Genomic DNA, 17,147 nt, shown 5'->3' with positions numbered 1-17,147 from the left:
GATTCGAAGGCCAAGATACTTTTGTCCAAAAATAATTTAGCTTTTGATTGCCCTAGTGACACTAGTAAGGTCAAATCGAAGAGATTAAGAACTCGGGTGTAGGTGCGGCTGTGACCTTCCGTGACATGGATGTCACGGCAGAGCCTACAGGGATTGTACTTGCGGCGTGTCACAGAAGCACCTGCACGTAAGCCTGCGGCAAGCAATTCAAAATGATGAAGGTTAACGCTACCATCGTTAACTAAAAACCAATCACGCAAAATGCCTCAACCTTCATTCGAAGGCCAACACACTTTTGTCCAAAAATAATTTAGCCTTTGATTGTCCGAGTCATACCCGTTCAGGTTAAATCGAAGAGATAAATAAGTCGGTGTAGGTGCGGCTGAGGCCTTCGATTTCAGGGATGAAATTGCAGAGCGCCTAGGGATGGCTCTTGTTTAACAAAAAGTCAGCGATGCCGAAGAAGCACCTGCACGAATAGCCTGCGGCAAGCAATTTAAAACTATGAAGGTTAACGCTACCATCAATCAATAAAAACCAATTCAACTAAAAACTAATTCAGCTAAAAACTAATTCAGCTAAAAACCATAAGCCAGGCGGGAAGAAGTTTAAATAGAGCAGAGGGAGCCATCTGGCTCCCTGCTAGATGATGGCTATTTGGGCTCAAAAGTGAAGGATTGCCCTGCAAGCGCTGCTTCATACATTAAGCCACCTTTAGCGGCGGTAAATACCGCCATGCCATTGATGTATGAGGCACTTGCAGCTTTGTTGCTGCCCGATTGCCCCGCACCAGCCGAGTTACCTGTGGTGCCCACTTGGGCATTGGCGCCGACGTTAATCGCGACCGCCGATGCATTAGCACTAAACTCGAAACTACCGCTGGTAAATTCTTCATACGCTTTGGCATCTTTAAAGAAAATAATTTCGCTGTATGCCTGACCGCCGAGCTGGAAACCAATCGACAGTTGCGACAAGCTGGTATCGCCAGTATGAACGCCGCCACGATAGACGCGACCTTTACCATATGCTGCGCCAATCCCTATGCCACCTTTACCTACGGTGGGGAAAATAGCGTAGCCATAGGCGGTATTAAAAAATTCTTGGGTGTCTGGGGCTTTCTTAAAGTTGTTTAGTGCTTCGCTGTAGCTATCGGTGGCAAATGAGGCTTGGGAAAACAGTAAGCCAACAATGACACAGCAGCTAGCGGTCAAACGTGATATCCACTTTTTCATGATGCACTCCTTTGTATTCAAATAAGGTTATACCCACTATTATCAATATTCGTTTCATAGAGCGGCGATGGTAAAAGTCAGTACATGGGGTGAATCGCGCTAAGGCTTATATTTGGCCTGTCACTTGCGTTATCAACCCTTGCCTAACTTTCATCTATTGATGTGGACTGTTAATAGCATACGCACAGATAGCCAAAAACTGAATGTTATTTGATGAAAAAAGCGCCTATTAAGGCGCTTTTATTGGGTGTTGTCAGCTAAGGTTCAGCCCTGCTTACTGTGGTCGCTGTCACTTGTATCACGATTTTACTTAGCCACTTTAGGCTGAGCTTTACCTAACACATAATGTTCGAACCACTTTTGGTCCCAATCCATTTTGGCTTGTCGGTGTTGATATTGACTCAGTCCGTGACCTTCACCGGGATACACCAACAACTCAACAGGTACATTAAGGTAATGTTTTAAGGTGCGATAAAGCCCTTGAGCATGGCCCAGCGGTACGCGTTGATCGTTTTCGCCAATGTGAATTAGGGTCGGCGTGTTGATGTTATTGGCATGGGTGAGCGAGGAGCCATGAGTGTAAGCGTCGGGTTTTTCCCAAGGCAAACCCTGCATAAAGTTAATCACATGGCCTGGGGTGTCTTCGAGCATCCATTGCAGGCGTTGATCGAACACCCCTGCACCAGAACTTGCCGCTTTGAAGCGCTGGGTGGTACTGATAAGCGCATTGGTGAGATAACCACCGTTACTCCAGCCCATCACTGCCATTTTGTCACCGTCGGCAACGCCTAACGCGATAAGGTGATCGACTCCCGACAGGATATCGGCAACTTCGATGTCATGTTCTTTGCCTACAAGGTCGGTTAAGAATTTATCGCCATAGCCTGTCGAGCCGCGGTAGTTAGGCGACAACAGTGCCCAGCCATTGGCGGTAAAGGTTGAGCGGCCGTAGGAGCGATGTTGTAAGGCGTACGGTGTCGCAGACGTTGGGCCGCCATGCAGTTGGACTATTAGCGGCAGTGGTCCGTCACTCTGTTTGTAGTTGGCGGGTAAGTCGAGGATGCCTTCGACTTGTGTTCCATCTGGCGCGGTCCATTTGACCACAGATATTTGCGGCAAAATCCAGCTGTCGACTTGCGGATTAATGTTAGTGATGCGCTTATATTTGGCTTTCTTGCTGGTGGCATCGGCAATAAACAGATCGCTAAAATGCTCGAGTCCGTTGTGGTTAAAGGCGAGTTTTTTACCGTCATGGCTAAAGCTGTAGCTGCCCATCACCAGATCGCCGGCGATCACCGTGCGCGTATCACCCTGCTGCTGTTGTTGGTTGATATCGGTGCAAAATAGCTTAACGCGGCCATGGTCGGCACCGCGATAACAGATCTCATCACTATTGGGGCGCCACTGAATGTCGCTGCCATTGAGGGTGATATCGCCGCTACGTTTAATTTCTAGCGGTTTGACCTGTTTTTGCTGTGGTGTAACGACAAAGAGTTTACCCGGATGGCCATCGAAATCGATTCGAAAGGCCAGTTGTTGGTTGTTGGCGTGCCAGTCGAGGCCGAGTAACCAACCATAAGGCGATGGTGCATCTTGGCGCCAAGCGCTGTCGGGGAGTAGGGTATTGCTGTTCGTGCGGGTGTTGTATACCTCGAGGTTTGACCAACCTTCTAAGTGTACTAGTTCGTTATCGGCAGTGGTGATGCGGGCAATTTGGCTGGCATCTTGGTTCACCTTAAACTCCCATACCACTTTATCGTCGTCGAGTAGCAATGATTGCTGATAATGCTCGAGATCCAGCTTATACAATGGGTTGGTGGTGATCTTACCATGGCCATATTTAGGGGCGCTGTGGCTGGCACGCATATCGGCCCAATCATCGGCTTCGGTAGTGGTTTTATTGGCTAAGAAATAGAGGTTATGACCATCATGGCCGACTTGAAACGCCTTAACGCCTTCGGTTTCTTTGGTCACCGGGACGGTGTCGCCGCCTTGTATCGACAGTCTAAAGACTTGGGCTTTACCGTTGTATGGCGCTATTTTGTCTTCGTGGATTTGCTGACCTAAGTAGTAAATATATTGGCCATCTGGACTCCACTGTGGGCTAGATTCACTTTCATTGGTGAAGGTGAGGCGGCTGGTTTTGCGTGATTTAATGTCGACTAGCCACAGATCTTTTTGGGCTTTGTCTAATGCTTTATCCCAGCGAGATTCTAACCACACAGCCTGTTTACCGTCTGGGCTTAATTGCACATGACCCATGTTAGCTATGTCAAAAAAATCGTTGTTAGTAATGTGGTGAGTTCGTTCGGTAGCAACAGTTTGGCCTGTTAATCCCATTAGTCCGGCGGAGATCACCGCAAGTACGGTGAGTTTATTGACTCTTCCCATCTTGATCCCTTCAGTTGTGCATTTGTCATTATTGTTTTAAGTGGCTGAGTTGCCGTGGGATACATTAACTCAAAATGGTTTTTGTGCAACAGAGTTAGGGTTCTTTTGCGTCGGTGTCCTGGGTATCGTCCGCTTTTAAAATATGTTGCAGATAATTGAGCTCTTCGGCATCGAGCAGTTGTTGACTGGTTTGTGGTCGGCTGGGATGCGCCATTTTAGATGATAGGCTGCCCCTGAGGTAGGCGGCTAGGGTGATCTGTTTAAGTCCATATAAGGCCAAAACATAGACGGTTAATAATAAACATAAGCGGGTGATGGCTTGGGCGGTGATAGAGACATTGTCACCAAAATAAAAGGGTAATATAACCAGTGCCGTTCGAACGAGCCAGTTAATTAACATGGCAAAGGTTAAGGCCAGTAGCCACCTAAATTTAATATCTTTAAGGCTATTTTGATGGGCGCGGCGCGAACGTCCTTTAAATTGATTGAGCAGCTTGATGATCAAATAGAAATAGATAAGGGCTTGCAAGCTTAGTAGTGCTGGCAGCAGAGCACCTAAAAAGGTGACGAGGCTAATATTGTTAACGTGCTGAACATTGAGGGAAAGGTCGCTATCTAAAATAAAAGACAGGCTTATCAATATGCTCAGAATTATTGCCGGATAGAAGTGACCCGATAAACGAACGTCGCGATTAATATTATGCAGGCTGCGGTAGCAATACAGGTACAACAGCGGCATCAACAGAAAATACACCGGAATAATCAGAATAAATAACATGGGTAAGGGCAGTGGAGTGTTGGTTTTGCTAATAAGCCCGGTTAAAAAGTACAGAGCTAGCAGGCTAAATATCGCCCCCAATAGCTTATGGTTGTTGTGGTTATCGCGATATATATGACGAACATAGATGGCCAGTCCAATACAGTGCAGTCCACCGATTAGAGAGAGCCACCAATAGCCTTCGTATAAAAAGTCGTTGTAGGTCATTTGCCTATCATCAACGCATTCAGGGGGCTTCGCAAGTGAATTGTGCTTTTTTTGAGCGTTAATATTGAGGCGTTAAAGCTACGGTTTCTTGTTGTTGGCGAAGTTAGTCTTGACGTTTCTGTTGCGCCATTCTCAGGTGGCGATTCGAGCTTGCTACAGGAGGCTGACTTGGCACCGCCGCGCGTTCGGACCACAAGTGGCGTATTGCCATAATGGGATGGGGCAGCAGCATGCGCGGTCCGGCAAAAAGCATGATTTGGCGGGCCTTGGCTTTTAGTTCTGGTTTATAGCAATGTATCGGACATTTATTACACGTCGGCTTGGCTTGCCCATAAGGGCAGCGGTCGAGTTTAGTGTGTGCATAGGCCAAGAACGCCTGACATTGCTGACAGGCTTCCAGCTTACCTTTTGCTTGGCAGTGAGCTTTGCAATAAATATGAACCATCGCCTTTATGGTCTCAAACTCACGTTGCAATCTACCATTGAGCAGCATGTCGTCCATCGATATACCCGAGTTATTTGCTAGGTTATATTGAGAGTAGCGCGAGCGAATGCCGAACACAAAAATCATCATCGATTTTATGAAGGTGCGCACAAAATAGTGCTTTAAAGATAAGGGCGATTAGTGTCGCTTTACATCAATATTGCGATGTAAAGCGACAAACTTAAGCCGAATATGGCATTTTTGGCGCCACTTTTTGATACCCGAGCGAAAAAGAGGTATAAATAATTGATTTATAGCAAGAGAATCGATGCGTTATATCGGTTACTATCTGTACATCTTTTGTAAACTAAAATCAGCCCGTACATGAGGCGCGATCAACCAACGGTGGATGATAATGAAATATATAGCCATTATTTTGCTAGTAGCTGTCGGCATATTCTTATATAGACGAGCACAGCGATTAGCCCAAGAGGAGCAGCAGGAAGCACAGCAGCCTGTTGAAAAGATCGTGTCGGGCGAAGATAAGGACCTTGTGGTGCCAACCACTACGCCAGCCGATAACGCCGATGCGGCAGTCTCTGATGAATCCGCGTCGATAGAGACCGATCCTCCTGTTGTAACAGAGCACGAAGCGGTTCCCCTCGCTGCAGAGCCAGAGCCAGAGCCAGAGCCAGAGCCAGAGCCAGAGCCAGATGATAAAAAATTACCTCTCGCCGATGAATCTTGGGCTAACGAAAAGTTGACCAAGGCGCTAGATGACTACCGTGGTGCTAGTGCAACTACCGATAAACATAACGCTTTATTGCAGGTGATAGGTGAGTGTTATAAGCAACGCAAGCAGCAGCAATACCGTGAATATGGCGCGCAGTTGTCATCTGACTATCAGTCACTTTTTGCCACTTTAGCCTCTCCAGATAAAGAAAAAGGCACAGGCTTTATGCAGTTGTCTACCCTGCTTAATGATAGTGGTCAGTACGATGGCGCATTAAAGTTGTGTCAAGCGGCTATCGATTATGGCTTAAGCGATGGCACTATTACCGGTTTTGAAGGGCGTATGGAACGTATCGAAAAAGCCAAGGCCAAAGCATCGCAGTAATCTACTGCAACACGGACATAAGCCGTGTAAACTGGCATTTATATTGACGTTAAAGGCGAACAGGGTGTCGCCTTTTTTATGTCTGGAACGTTTATGTCAATTTGCCATGGATGGAAACAAATAGACGTTATGTCTGGAACATTTATGTCTGTCAATTGACCATGGGTGGAAATAAATAGACGTTATGTCTGGAACATTTATGTCTGTCGATTGACCATGTTGCCATGGATGGAAACCCATAAACGTTTTTAAGAGCGTTTAGGTTGAGGCTCACGGAGAGGTTACATTGCCGTTATTTGGAGAAGTTATGCAAACTCGCTATCAATTATTATCCTGCTGCGCGCTTTTATTGTCATTGACGGCATGCACTCAAGTGCCGCAATGGACATTATTTTATTATCCCGAGCAAGATAAGGTGAGCGAAGGGGAGTTAGCCCCCTATATTGCCGGTTATTATGATCAGCTAGAGCAGTGCCTCGCCAAAGGGGCGGGAATGGCAAGGTTGAGTCAATCGGGTCAGGGTGCCTATCAATGTGGCTATCAATGTAAAGAGGACGAGGCGGTAAGCATTCAATGTGACCGTTTCGAGCAACCGACACCATGAACTATTCACTCGATAAAAATGCAAAGAGCTTAATGATTAATGGCGACATTGATTTTGATCAGTTTGAGGCTTTTGCGACTCCGCTACTACAAAGGTTGGATTGTCGAGTCATTGAGCGCCACTGGGGGGCCGATAGGCATCAGTGGCAGTTAGACTTTGAAGGCACACTTATTGGGCTACACTATGAGTTTTACGGCGATATCTGCTGGCTTTCGGTTGAGTTAGATGAAGAGTTTGAAGTGCTAGAGTATTTAGTGACATTATTGGAGTCTTCTCGATGAGCGATGCGTCAACCCCTGCTGGTTTTCACTATCAGGCATTAACCCCTGATTTAATTCTCGATGCGATTGAGTCTTTGGGTATTTATCCAGAAACTGGGTTGCTAGCGCTCAATAGCTACGAAAACCGAGTCTATCAATTTCGCTGTGATCGCCAAATTCGTTACGTGGTTAAGTTTTACCGCCCCGAGCGCTGGAGCGATGCACAGATCTTAGAAGAGCATGAGTTTTCCGCCGAGCTGGCCCAGCAAGAGATCCCCATCGCCACGCCAGTGCTTATCGAGGGGCAATCATTACATCATTATCAAGGTTTCCGGTTTGCGCTTTTTCCGTCGATGGGGGGGCGCGCCTTTGAAGTGGATAACCTGGAGCAACTCGAAGAGGTGGGACGCTTTGTCGGGCGCATGCATCAATACGCTAAAGCCAACACCTTCACCTACCGCGAAACCTTAAGCCCTGCATTATTAGGCGATGAGTCACTCGCTTGGCTTAAGGCCTCGGGTCATGTGCCACCGAGTTTAGAGGTGGCCTACTTCACCATAGTGGAGCAAGTGCTTGCCAAGGCTAAACGCTTATGGGCCGAAGTGGATGCAACATCGATGCGCCTGCACGGCGATCTGCATCCGAGTAATATTATGTGGACCCTGACGGGCCGGGGTTTGTCGATCTCGATGACGCCAAAATGGGCCCTGCGGTGCAAGATCTGTGGATGATGCTAGCCGGTGATCGGCAGCAACAAACCTTACAACTCGACATTTTGCTTGAAGCCTATGAAGAGTTTTGCGAATTTGATAAACGCCAACTTAAGCTCATTGAGCCGCTTCGCGCCATGAGAATGCTGCACTATAACGCTTGGCTCAGTCGCCGCTGGGAAGATCCCGCCTTTCCGATGAATTTCCCTTGGTACGCCGAGGAGCGGTATTGGGAGCAGCAAATTTTGGCCTTTAAAGAGCAGTTGGCCCTGCTAGATGAGCCTCCTCTGAGTTTAATTCCACAATATTAATTAGGGATAAGTGAGTATCTTGTAACAGAAAAAATGAACTAATGCGCTTGAGGTACACTCCAAAGCACATTATGTTATGTGCAAAATTATTGTTATTGTCGATGGTGCGTTAGCACCCAAAAGGAATCATCATGAAAAAAGCGTTACTGGTAGCATTGGCATTATTAATGGCCCCTATGGCGGCACTGGCTGCCGATTATAAAGAGGGTGTGCATTACACTGTGGTAAATAAAGGTCCTGCGACAGCTAAGCCTGAAATTGCCGAGTTTTTCTCATTTTATTGCCCTCACTGTTATAGCTTTGCCAAAGTGCAGGTACCGCAGATTAAAGCTAACCTCCCCGAGGGTGTCGTGTTTAAGCAAAATCACGTGGAATTTATTGGCCGTGAAATGGGCACAGAAATGTCGCGTGCATTCGCTATTGCGCATCAGTTGAAAGTGGAAGATAAGATTGAACAAGCGCTATTTGCTGCCATTCATGACAAGAAGCAACGCTTTGTTACTCGCGATGATATTCGCCAAGTGTTTATTGCCAATGGCATATCAGGCAAAGAGTTTGATGCAGCGGCTAACTCGTTTATGGTGAGTGCGCAGATGGCGCAGATGAAACGTGCAACTGAAAACGCTCAGTTATCTGGCGTGCCTGCGTTAGTGGTTAATGGTAAGTATCGTGTCGAAACTGGGGCAATTAAATCTTACGATGAACTGTTAGACATTGCTTTTTACCTAACCACGCTTAAATAAGTGTAACGGTAAATCATCAAAAGGAGCTTTTAAGCTCCTTTTTTTGTGTCTATTCAATACTGGATTATACCTATGGTATTAAAAGACGGATCTAAATAGTGGGCTGATAGCAAAGAACATTTTTTGTATTTATGTGATGTGTTGCCGCAATGAGCAAAAAAGATGAATTGAGAGGAAACTTACTGCGGTTTTATGAGGTCAAACTTAGCAATAATTACAATAACGCAGAGCCGTTTGCTTGGAGGTCTTATGAGATTTTTTCCGGTTTACGCCCCAAAACTCATTGTAAAACATGCGCGTATTTTTGTGTCAGGTGTTATCTGGGTAAAAGATTTGGGTCGTCTGGAGTTCGACAAAGGACGATTTTTACTGCCAAGGCAAAGTTTACCTCGAGTGAAGCAAGCCATTGTCGAGTTGAATCAGTTAATCGAGCGTCAACATAACGAAGCGAAGACGGTTTAGGTCTTCGCTGTTAGTGAGTGAATTTACTCGCTCACTTCGTCATTTAATAAACCCACAAGGCCAGTGACTTTTTCATTCCATGAATGAAGATCTTGGCTTAATTGTTGGTTCTTTTCACTTAGGCTGCTGTTCTTTTGTTTCTCTTCTTCGAGCTCCATTTTTAGTAGCTCAATCGTTTCGAGTGCAGCTTGGATTTTTGTCTCCAGCTTGGACAGTAGTTCAAGGCTCATCGGGAGTCCTAATAGTTTCTGGATGGGTCTATGATTCTATCAGCGCCGCCATGACAGTGAATAGCTAATTTATACTAATTGTCCAAAAAGTAACCAAGAATTCAATTAAACATCGTTTATTTTCCCCCTGAGTGCCATGAGTTACATTTTTGCAGGGATTTTAACGAGATAAGCTTCGCCATTGCGATGCTGCTCGGTTTGACCTGTTGAAAGCGCGGGAAGCGATATCTCTGCCATTGGCACACAATTTAAGGGGGAATTTATCTGAATGACGTATAACACAACGCCGTTATCCATAGATAACGGCGTTGTGTGGAAACCCCTTCTAGATTAGAAGCGGTAATCAACAGACAAGTAGACTTGCTGGCTATCATCAAGTGAGAAGGAGGCCGAACCTGCATCTGTGCTGATCCCGATATCGTAGTCTTGCTTGAGATAGCGGTACCCAATTTCTGAGCTCAGGTTATCGTTAATTTTATACATTAACCCCGTTTGACCACCCCAAACAAAACGGTCTTTTGACGATAGATATGAGGTGTCTGGACTGATGTGATTAACGCCCGCCGTGGCTCCAATAAACCAGTTCAGCTTGTTGCTGGCATCAAGCCCAAGTAGGTAGTCATATGAGAGCAACAAACTTTGCTGCTTGGCTAAGTCGTCAGAGTTATATGAATAAGTTGCATAGAGGCGATTATTATCATTTAAGTAAGCGCCCGCTCTGACTTCGTATACGGCGTCGTTTTCACGCTCTTTAGTTGAAAAATAATCATTATTAAATTCAGGATCGACCCCCTGCGCGGTCCCTTTGTAGGTATTTTGCTGGGCACCGACACTGCCACCGATGAACCAATCTGCGGCCATGGTTGGTGCTGATAATACAGCGGTGATAACGGCTGCTAAGGCTAATTTCTTGCTATTCATAATATGCTCCTTGATGAAATAAAGTGTTACCATCTTTCGTTGAGGTAATAGTATTTCAAGTGAACTGAACGAAAACTGAATAATATCTAGATGAATTATTAAGCTATTTTGATAACAAAATAGCCATCACTAGCCTGCTAGGGTAAAAGCTACATGGTTATGGCTGGCAAATATTGAAGTCGAAGATAGGGCGTTGAGACACCTACTGAGTGTTTACGTTGCGGCAAGAGCTCAAGGTTAAGTAGATTAAAACCGATAGTTTGTGATATTGAGCTAAGTTTAGGGGCCGATTGACAATCGGCCCCTAGAGAGCATGGTGTAATGCTATTGCGGCTGGTTACTTTTTAAAGAAAGCTTCGTTAGTGCCGTATGGCCCTAAGTTGAGATCGCGCTTACGGATGGCATCTACGCGGTCAAAGGCTTCTTCGGCAACGCGAAGGTTTTTAACGTCTTTACGCCAGTAATATTTAAAGCCATCGAAATGGGCATTGTTTGGATACCAATACATCACACCTAAGCCTTTATCAGACATGATAGGGGTGTTGTGAATGGTAGCGCCTGGAATGTAGAAGTATTGGCCAGTACCTAGCTTATTAAACTTATTATCGGCCAGTGTTTGACCTTCACCATTAACGACGTAATAACACTCAGGTTGACCATGAAAATGTGGTGCGTGATCTGACTTGCCACCATCTGTGATACCAATAACCACAGGGCTGTCTGACAGCTCTTTCCAGATGTAACCAACGGGTGACTTAGTACGATCACAGTCTTTAACTTCTAGAATATTGCCGTCGTCATCCAAGGTCTTACAGAAGCGCTGATCCATCGCGATGCTATCGTTGGCTTGAATGGTGTTGAAATCAATCTTACCCGCTTCCCAAGCGGCAATATAGGCTTCAACTTCAGGGTTGCTGCACTGCTCAGGCATAGTGTCTTGCGGAACATATGGTGTGCTGTCGTATGGTACTGGCGTCATCTGTTGGTAAGGGAGTTGGGCGTGGTTACATTGTGGCCCTTGGGCAACTGCAGCAGTTGATGCTAGTGCTGCAATACCAAACATCATTTTAAGTTTCATCATTCCTATCCTATTTTTAGTGCCGCAATGCTGCGGTATTTTGCTTGTAAATTGGTGCTTGAGCTAACAATAAAGTGATTGGTTTGTCGTAAAGGTGAATTGGATCACGCCGCATTTTTAACAGCAAAATTATTCGTGACTCAGCTCGCGAATAATCTTACCTATCCACGCGATCACAGATGAAGCTGCATGCTGAGTTGGACGTAATTAGAGGCGCCCTGCGCCGGAGCAGTCTCATGGTATGAGCTGATGGTGTCATCGATTTGATAGCGGCCAACTTCAAAGCCCAGTACTAACGCTGGGGTTAAATTGGTAAAAACATTGAGGCCAATATGGGCGCGGTCAGTGGCTTCGACATCGGTTTTTGTGCGGCCGTAAAATAGGCTTGAACGCGTGCGCTCGGTCCAGAAATGACGATAAGCCAGCATTGCCGCTTTGGTTGTTTCTAATTCACCCTTTATGATGTCACGCGCCGCATCGGTACCGACATAACGGCCAAGGTTGCCGTAATGCAGTTGCAGCCTAATATCATCACGGCCGAAGGTGTTTAGCTTGGTGGCGAGAGACACTCCAGCACCAAATTGGGCTGTGTCTTCGGGATCTAAATACCGAAACAAGCTCGACAGTGAGACGTTGCCCCAATCCCCGCCTTGGTTATAGCGAATAATCGCATCGGGCACATAGTCGTTGTCAGTCTCTATCCATTGCTTACCTGTGGTTTTTGTCTCTGTTTGAGTGCCATAGGTATAGGGGTTTTCTAATGCCAGTTGCCAATGTCCGCTGGTTAATTTTATCAGCGCTTGACGCACCATCGCTTGGCCAACTAGCGGGCCGCCTAAGTCGGCTGTTTCAGCAAACGTACTGCTGTTGACCAGCGTTGACCAGCTTTGCCCTACGGTAACACCTTGGTATTCGATATAGGCATGCCTAAGGCGCGGACTATAGGAGTTAGAAAACACCGCATTACCTTGCGATGATCCTGCAAAGTCGACTTCCACAAACCCTATGACATCGCCATGCTCTATCCCCATATTAAAGCGACTCTCTGCGGCATTAAACTGGGTTCTCTTAGTGGCATCAGTGACGCTGCCACCGCCTGTCCAGCTGTCTTGAAACGCGATGTTGCCATCGACAAAGCGCGCATTTGTTTTAAGAAAACCGCCAAATTGGTATTCACTTGCCGTTAATGGAGTGGAGAAACAGCTAATCAAACAGATACAGATGCATGTTTTAGTTATTAATTTCATAATTATTTAAAGTGGGCTGTCAGAGAAAGTTGAAAAAGAGTGAGAACCATCTAGGGGGTGGTAGCCGGGGAGGTGCCGTAACCAATCTAAATGTTGGCAGAATCTAAAAGAGTCGCCAGAGTTTGGCAGAAGCGAAGTGAGAGCAGCCTCGCTTCTGCCGGTAACGTCATATAGCTTTAGAAGTAGTAACCAAAGTTAATGTTAACGCGTTTGTCCCAGCTATCGCCCATCTCTGGTAGGCCAACATGGTCGTTGTTGGCGGTAGAGAAGGTCATGTTCTTACCCATTACAAAATCGACCATGGTGTAAGTTGGGCCAGCTGAAATCGCGCAGCCAGTGACGTTTTGCATGCTGTTGTCATAGCTGTCGTCATCGACATCGGGCGTCATTAAGCCAAAGTCGTTGTAACATTTAACGCTGCCCCAATCGGTATCGAACGTTTTTGCAATATTAACGTTATAAGCTTGGCCTTTAGCGGCAATTGCGTACTGCCAACTCACCACAGAGACACCGATTTTATTTGGGTCTTCAGCATCGGCGGCATCATACTCATACTGCATGGCCTGCATCTGTAAGTTCCAGCCCTTAAAGCTGCTGTCTAAGTGCAGTGCCACGGCGTAACGGTCGCCGTTATTACCTGTTTTGCTGTTATAGATTTGGCCATACTGCACCGAGCCACCAATGGTGGTTTGGCCGCCTTGGTGTTCAGCGGTGTAAGTTTGGCGAACGTTGAGCTGGTTGGTCTCTTCGTTGTTATACTCGGTACCATTGATGGTGCCTGTGTATAGGTCGGTCGAGTAACGTTTGTTTTCTGTTGGGCCGTATTCTGCATTTTTGTAGAAAGCTAAGTCAGTGTGCCAGCCATTTTTTTCATAAATAGCTTTGATACCCACATCATGGTCATCTTCAAAGCCTAGGTAGTAGGGTAGGCCAAACCACCAGCTGTTGGAGATGAAATCACGGTTACCAAACGGCACTTTATTAATACCAAACTGTAGCTGCCAGTCTGGATCGATGTCGTAAAAGCCGTAACCATATTTGATATAGTTAGTGCTTGAGGTAAAACGGTATTCTGCCGCAAGCCCCCAGTCACCTTGTTTACCGTCAAATTTGATCGCAGCCATATCAAAAGAAAAGTCTCCGCCCTTATCTTTTGAGGCTTCATCGTAGTCTTTGTAACCGTAATTAACACGTACGGCGCCGCCAACCTTGATGCCATCTTCTTGCTCAGCCGCGAAAGCGGTTGAGCCTGAAAGTGCTATCGCCGTTGCCACTATCGACAGCATAAACTTAGTGGTATTTCTCATCATCATTTCCTATTAGTCTTTTTAGTATTTACAGCAGAAACTATTACATTTCACCAAACCAAGTTCGGTGGCATTCGGCGCAGACGGGCGCTTTTTTCTCGTGCTCGCCATGACAGGCTAAGCAGCTTGCCCCTTGGTTGTAATGCAGTGATTTGTGCGGATGCGCTTCGGGGATCGCTAACTTGCTTTCATCGACTGCAATACTGTTGATATCGCCATGGCATTCAACACAGGCAGCGTCGGTCGCATTCTTTTTACCTGAGTCTTGGTGGCAAGTCTGACAACCATCTTGGTAGATAAACTCGTGGTTCACGCGCCCTTGGGTGCTGCCTTTCATTTTGACGAGGTCGCCCGCCATAGCGCTGCCTGAAACCGCAAGGCCTAGCAGTAAACTCAGTAATAATTTGTTCATTAGACAGCTCCTTGAAGGTCGGCTTGGATGGTTTCTGCAACCACTATGCCCATCACTAGGCACTCTAGGCAGGAGGTAGAACTCAAACGGGCTTCACCATGGATGCCGCCAGTGACTTCGCCTATCGCGTAGAGGTTTTTGATGGATGCCATCGAGCGGCCATCGATCACGCGAGCGCCTAAATCGGTTTTTAGTCCACCCATGCAGTAATGCACTTTTGGCCAGATGCGAGATACCACAAAGGGGCCGGTTAACACTTCAGCCGTGTCCATTTTACGGTTAAAGAGCGGATCTTTGCGGGCTTCAACATGGGTGTTGTATTCAGCGATGCTACGTTTCAATGGCGCCGCAGGAATATCGAACTTAGCCGCTATCTCATCTAATGAGTCGAGCTTCCACGCCATCTTGTCGCGTAAGGCGCGGATCACTCGATCGTCTTTGGCGTAGTTGCTGTAGTTAAACAGTACAATTGGATACGCGGGGCTGCCGTCAGCATTACGGTTTTTCATAATGGCTTCAGAGCAGGTCTTGCGGTCTGCACGCTCATCCATAAAGCGTTTGCCGTTGAGCACGCTGATTGCCGCGCCTTGATGCCAACCGATAGAAAGCAAGGCGTTAGACCAACCAAATCCGCCCTCATCAGGCGATCCCCAGTGACCTGTTTGAATAAGGTTCATGTGCACTGGCAGGGCACCATGGGCCATAGCAGTCAGGGTTACCTCACCGGTTGCGCCGAGCGCGTTAGTGCAATCAAGGGTTGGGTCAAGTGAAGGGTCAACCGCTTCACGCAGCGCCATGTTTCGAGCAAAGCCACCATTAGCTAGCACAACCGCCTTGTTGGCTTTGATGAATATTGTGGTACCAGTCTTTAGATCTGGGAAACGGTAATTTTTACGTACCTTAACGCCGATGATCTTTTGCCCATCCATAATGAAGTCTTCGATGTAGTGCTGCAGACGATAATCTACGCCCTCTTTTACACCCGCTTCATAAAGCTTGGTGGTGATATCGCCGCCAGTGCCATGTTGAGTACGGATGGCGCGTGCTTTATTGTGGCCACCCACCTGAATGTTAAAGCCTTCACGGAATTTAACGCCAGTATCTACGCATAAGTTATACGCATCGAGCGAGCGGTTAGCGATTTGACGCAGTGCATCTTCATTTTGCATGCCACGACCCGAGATGATCTGATCTTTTACTAGCTCTTCGGGTGAATCATCCTTGATGCCTTGGGCTAACTGAGTAGGGTTTTTAGGTATGGCTAACCAGCCGCCGTTGATGGCAGAGTTGCCACCAATCACTTGCATTTTCTCTAACACCAATACCGAACCGATGCTCTGGCGCTTGGCGTTTAATGCGGCCGATAGACCAGCAAAACCTGAGCCGACCACAATAACGTCGTGGGATTCATCCCATTCGATGGTGTTGCATTCGCTGGCCGATACGGTTCCGGGCATAGAGGCGGCTATCCCGCCAAGCGCGGCACCCGCACTTAGTTTTAAAAAGTTTCTTCTGTTGTGCATTTGATTGTCCTCTGCATCTGCGTGAGAGAAAGATAGAGGTTCTGCACTTGGTTAAAGGTGAAGTAAGTCACGGCTTTTTTTCAGTGGCAAACTTATTCGTGAGCCATGTCCCGAATAACTTTTTTGCATGTTTTTATTCGCTGCCCATTGTTGCTGGGAGTTTATATGGAGCCGATATTTTTTATGCCAATCTTTGTTTGATGTAATTCACAAACCCTGCCAATAAAGCCTATTTAGCGTGAGGTTTATCCCGATACATTAAGCATCAGCTGTCATTACGGTAAGTTGCTGGAGCATACTTCAGCTAAATTGATATTAAGGCGAAGAGCATGAAGTGCCCCTCTGAAACATTACCTATGATGCGTTGCAACCAAATTCTTGATGCGGCGGAGCGGCTCATTGAGACTCAGGGCATAGTGTCATTTAAGTTCTCTCAACTGGCTAAAGAAGTAGGGTGTTCTACTGGGACCTTGTATAAATTCTTTGAGCGCAAAGAGGATGTATTGGTGTGCTTATTTTTAAGAAGTGCGACCTCGAATCATCTGCCCATCTTTATTGCTCAATACCCAGACCTTAGTGAGCAAGAGAAGGTTCTGCTGCCTATTATGTTTACCTTTGAAACCATTAAACGCTCAAAAAGCTTCTTTACGCTACGCTCTGTCTCGGTTAATACCATGGTGTGGCAGCTAGCCAGTGATGAAAAGGTTGAGCGTTTTAAAAAGCGTATCAATGCGTTTTGGGGATGGTTTACCGACTCACTCAATGCTGCTGTGGCTAAGGGGGAACTTGAGGCGACACCGCTACAAGTTAAAGAGTTAGTGCAGGGAATCGTATTCTATTTAACCGGATCTTTGACCCAATTTGAAAGCCAGCTCATTGCACCTGAGTACTTGTCTAATCGCCGCGAGACCTGTTATCGCCATCTTGCTAAATTGATGGGGCAATATAAATGGCTGCAGCCGCTTACCCATGAGTTATTTGATTGTTTAGAGGCACGCACGGTGAAATTTTTTGATCAGCACTATCGTGACCATATGAGCTGCGCAGCGTGCAGTGCTCTGTCACAGGTCGATCTTAATGCTAAGTCAACTTGTACTCGTCAACGCGAATAGCAGAATTAAATTTGTTACTGTAACGTTCACAAACTTGTACTAAAGCATATGCCTACGGGCTTACTGAACGCTGTCGTT

The 17,147-nt window shown here is 46.5% G+C and carries 17 protein-coding genes and 1 pseudogene; 7 read left to right on the top strand and 11 right to left on the bottom strand.

Annotation, left to right across the window (positions count from 1 at the left end):
• Window positions 1–653 precede the first annotated feature (653 nt).
• The 4 genes from AC0VXX_RS16895 to AC0VXX_RS16880 form a co-directional block, all read right to left on the bottom strand.
• Complete coding sequence (locus tag AC0VXX_RS16895) at window positions 654–1,232, bottom strand: lipid-binding SYLF domain-containing protein (protein WP_475515218.1); 579 nt, start codon at window positions 1,230–1,232, stop codon at window positions 654–656.
• 306 nt (window positions 1,233–1,538) lie between these two features.
• Window positions 1,539–3,623 carry a S9 family peptidase gene (locus AC0VXX_RS16890; protein ID WP_475515217.1) on the bottom strand — a complete coding sequence of 695 codons (2,085 nt, stop codon included), beginning with the start codon at window positions 3,621–3,623 and terminating at the stop codon, window positions 1,539–1,541.
• 94 nt (window positions 3,624–3,717) lie between these two features.
• On the bottom strand, window positions 3,718–4,608 hold the full coding sequence (locus AC0VXX_RS16885) for a hypothetical protein (RefSeq protein WP_475515216.1): 891 nt from the start codon (window positions 4,606–4,608) through the stop codon (window positions 3,718–3,720).
• Window positions 4,609–4,711: 103 nt separating this feature from the next.
• A complete protein-coding gene (locus tag AC0VXX_RS16880; RefSeq protein WP_475517061.1) occupies window positions 4,712–5,110 on the bottom strand; it encodes a nitrous oxide-stimulated promoter family protein in 399 nt (132 codons plus the stop codon).
• A gap of 337 nt (window positions 5,111–5,447) precedes the next feature.
• On the opposite strand from AC0VXX_RS16880, the gene AC0VXX_RS16875 reads away from it, so the two are divergent.
• The 6 genes and pseudogenes from AC0VXX_RS16875 (at window position 5,448) to AC0VXX_RS16850 (ending at window position 9,239) form a co-directional block, all read left to right on the top strand.
• Window positions 5,448–6,149, top strand: coding sequence for a hypothetical protein (locus tag AC0VXX_RS16875; protein ID WP_475515215.1), 702 nt, complete (start codon window positions 5,448–5,450; stop codon window positions 6,147–6,149).
• A 307-nt stretch (window positions 6,150–6,456) separates the two neighbouring features.
• On the top strand, window positions 6,457–6,753 hold the full coding sequence (locus AC0VXX_RS16870; protein WP_475515214.1) for a hypothetical protein: 297 nt from the start codon (window positions 6,457–6,459) through the stop codon (window positions 6,751–6,753).
• Window positions 6,750–7,034, top strand: coding sequence for a DUF3630 family protein (locus AC0VXX_RS16865; protein WP_475515213.1), 285 nt, complete (start codon window positions 6,750–6,752; stop codon window positions 7,032–7,034). The genes AC0VXX_RS16870 and AC0VXX_RS16865 overlap by 4 nt, the downstream gene beginning before the upstream one ends.
• Window positions 7,031–8,034, top strand: a pseudogene (locus tag AC0VXX_RS16860) (serine/threonine protein kinase). The gene AC0VXX_RS16865 and the pseudogene AC0VXX_RS16860 overlap by 4 nt, the downstream one beginning before the upstream one ends.
• A 131-nt stretch (window positions 8,035–8,165) precedes the next feature.
• Window positions 8,166–8,777 (top strand): thiol:disulfide interchange protein DsbA/DsbL, encoded by a 612-nt coding sequence (locus AC0VXX_RS16855; RefSeq protein WP_475515212.1) that lies wholly within the window; start codon window positions 8,166–8,168, stop codon window positions 8,775–8,777.
• A 249-nt stretch (window positions 8,778–9,026) separates the two neighbouring features.
• Window positions 9,027–9,239: a DUF1107 domain-containing protein gene (locus tag AC0VXX_RS16850; protein WP_475515211.1), complete on the top strand. Its 213-nt coding sequence runs from the start codon at window positions 9,027–9,029 to the stop codon at window positions 9,237–9,239.
• 23 nt (window positions 9,240–9,262) lie between these two features.
• Here AC0VXX_RS16850 and AC0VXX_RS16845 read toward each other — a convergent pair whose 3' ends face one another.
• The 7 genes from AC0VXX_RS16845 to AC0VXX_RS16815 all read right to left on the bottom strand — a co-directional run bounded on the left by AC0VXX_RS16845 (window position 9,263) and on the right by AC0VXX_RS16815 (window position 15,957).
• A complete protein-coding gene (locus AC0VXX_RS16845) occupies window positions 9,263–9,469 on the bottom strand; it encodes a cell division protein ZapB (RefSeq protein ID WP_110459054.1) in 207 nt (68 codons plus the stop codon).
• A 330-nt stretch (window positions 9,470–9,799) separates the two neighbouring features.
• A complete protein-coding gene (locus AC0VXX_RS16840; RefSeq protein ID WP_475515210.1) occupies window positions 9,800–10,390 on the bottom strand; it encodes an outer membrane beta-barrel protein in 591 nt (196 codons plus the stop codon).
• 337 nt (window positions 10,391–10,727) lie between these two features.
• A complete protein-coding gene (locus tag AC0VXX_RS16835; protein WP_475515209.1) occupies window positions 10,728–11,471 on the bottom strand; it encodes a cupin domain-containing protein in 744 nt (247 codons plus the stop codon).
• Between the two features lie 170 nt (window positions 11,472–11,641).
• The gene (locus AC0VXX_RS16830; RefSeq protein ID WP_475515208.1) at window positions 11,642–12,715 is read right to left on the bottom strand and encodes a DcaP family trimeric outer membrane transporter; all 1,074 of its coding nucleotides are present in this window, start codon (window positions 12,713–12,715) and stop codon (window positions 11,642–11,644) included.
• Window positions 12,716–12,891: 176 nt separating this feature from the next.
• Window positions 12,892–14,025: a porin family protein gene (locus tag AC0VXX_RS16825; protein WP_475517060.1), complete on the bottom strand. Its 1,134-nt coding sequence runs from the start codon at window positions 14,023–14,025 to the stop codon at window positions 12,892–12,894.
• Window positions 14,026–14,065: 40 nt separating this feature from the next.
• Complete coding sequence (locus tag AC0VXX_RS16820) at window positions 14,066–14,434, bottom strand: cytochrome c3 family protein (protein WP_475515207.1); 369 nt, start codon at window positions 14,432–14,434, stop codon at window positions 14,066–14,068.
• Window positions 14,434–15,957, bottom strand: coding sequence for a flavocytochrome c (locus tag AC0VXX_RS16815; RefSeq protein WP_475515206.1), 1,524 nt, complete (start codon window positions 15,955–15,957; stop codon window positions 14,434–14,436). Before AC0VXX_RS16815 ends, AC0VXX_RS16820 begins: the two co-directional genes overlap by 1 nt.
• Before the next feature lie 329 nt (window positions 15,958–16,286).
• On the opposite strand from AC0VXX_RS16815, the gene AC0VXX_RS16810 reads away from it, so the two are divergent.
• Window positions 16,287–17,069 (top strand): TetR/AcrR family transcriptional regulator, encoded by a 783-nt coding sequence (locus AC0VXX_RS16810; protein WP_475515205.1) that lies wholly within the window; start codon window positions 16,287–16,289, stop codon window positions 17,067–17,069.
• Window positions 17,070–17,147: the final 78 nt, after the last annotated feature.

The sequence above is a fragment of the Shewanella sp. QJM3NY_23 genome, assembly GCF_056173105.1.
Note: the sequence above shows the minus strand (reverse complement) of the source record. Positions and strands in the feature narration are given on the sequence as shown.

Excerpts from the sequence above, each read along its gene's own strand:
- AC0VXX_RS16815 (WP_475515206.1), bottom strand. The coding sequence starts at position 15,957 with ATGCACAACAGAAGAAACTTTTTAAAACTAAGTGCGGGTGCCGCGCTT.
- AC0VXX_RS16870 (WP_475515214.1), top strand. The coding sequence starts at position 6,457 with ATGCAAACTCGCTATCAATTATTATCCTGCTGCGCGCTTTTATTGTCA.
- AC0VXX_RS16890 (WP_475515217.1), bottom strand. The coding sequence starts at position 3,623 with ATGGGAAGAGTCAATAAACTCACCGTACTTGCGGTGATCTCCGCCGGA.
- AC0VXX_RS16865 (WP_475515213.1), top strand. The coding sequence starts at position 6,750 with ATGAACTATTCACTCGATAAAAATGCAAAGAGCTTAATGATTAATGGC.
- AC0VXX_RS16885 (WP_475515216.1), bottom strand. The coding sequence starts at position 4,608 with ATGACCTACAACGACTTTTTATACGAAGGCTATTGGTGGCTCTCTCTA.
- AC0VXX_RS16825 (WP_475517060.1), bottom strand. The coding sequence starts at position 14,025 with ATGATGAGAAATACCACTAAGTTTATGCTGTCGATAGTGGCAACGGCG.
- AC0VXX_RS16895 (WP_475515218.1), bottom strand. The coding sequence starts at position 1,232 with ATGAAAAAGTGGATATCACGTTTGACCGCTAGCTGCTGTGTCATTGTT.
- AC0VXX_RS16875 (WP_475515215.1), top strand. The coding sequence starts at position 5,448 with ATGAAATATATAGCCATTATTTTGCTAGTAGCTGTCGGCATATTCTTA.
- AC0VXX_RS16820 (WP_475515207.1), bottom strand. The coding sequence starts at position 14,434 with ATGAACAAATTATTACTGAGTTTACTGCTAGGCCTTGCGGTTTCAGGC.
- AC0VXX_RS16830 (WP_475515208.1), bottom strand. The coding sequence starts at position 12,715 with ATGAAATTAATAACTAAAACATGCATCTGTATCTGTTTGATTAGCTGT.
- AC0VXX_RS16880 (WP_475517061.1), bottom strand. The coding sequence starts at position 5,110 with ATGGACGACATGCTGCTCAATGGTAGATTGCAACGTGAGTTTGAGACC.
- AC0VXX_RS16850 (WP_475515211.1), top strand. The coding sequence starts at position 9,027 with ATGAGATTTTTTCCGGTTTACGCCCCAAAACTCATTGTAAAACATGCG.
- AC0VXX_RS16855 (WP_475515212.1), top strand. The coding sequence starts at position 8,166 with ATGAAAAAAGCGTTACTGGTAGCATTGGCATTATTAATGGCCCCTATG.
- AC0VXX_RS16810 (WP_475515205.1), top strand. The coding sequence starts at position 16,287 with ATGAAGTGCCCCTCTGAAACATTACCTATGATGCGTTGCAACCAAATT.
- AC0VXX_RS16840 (WP_475515210.1), bottom strand. The coding sequence starts at position 10,390 with ATGAATAGCAAGAAATTAGCCTTAGCAGCCGTTATCACCGCTGTATTA.
- AC0VXX_RS16835 (WP_475515209.1), bottom strand. The coding sequence starts at position 11,471 with ATGATGAAACTTAAAATGATGTTTGGTATTGCAGCACTAGCATCAACT.
- AC0VXX_RS16845 (WP_110459054.1), bottom strand. The coding sequence starts at position 9,469 with ATGAGCCTTGAACTACTGTCCAAGCTGGAGACAAAAATCCAAGCTGCA.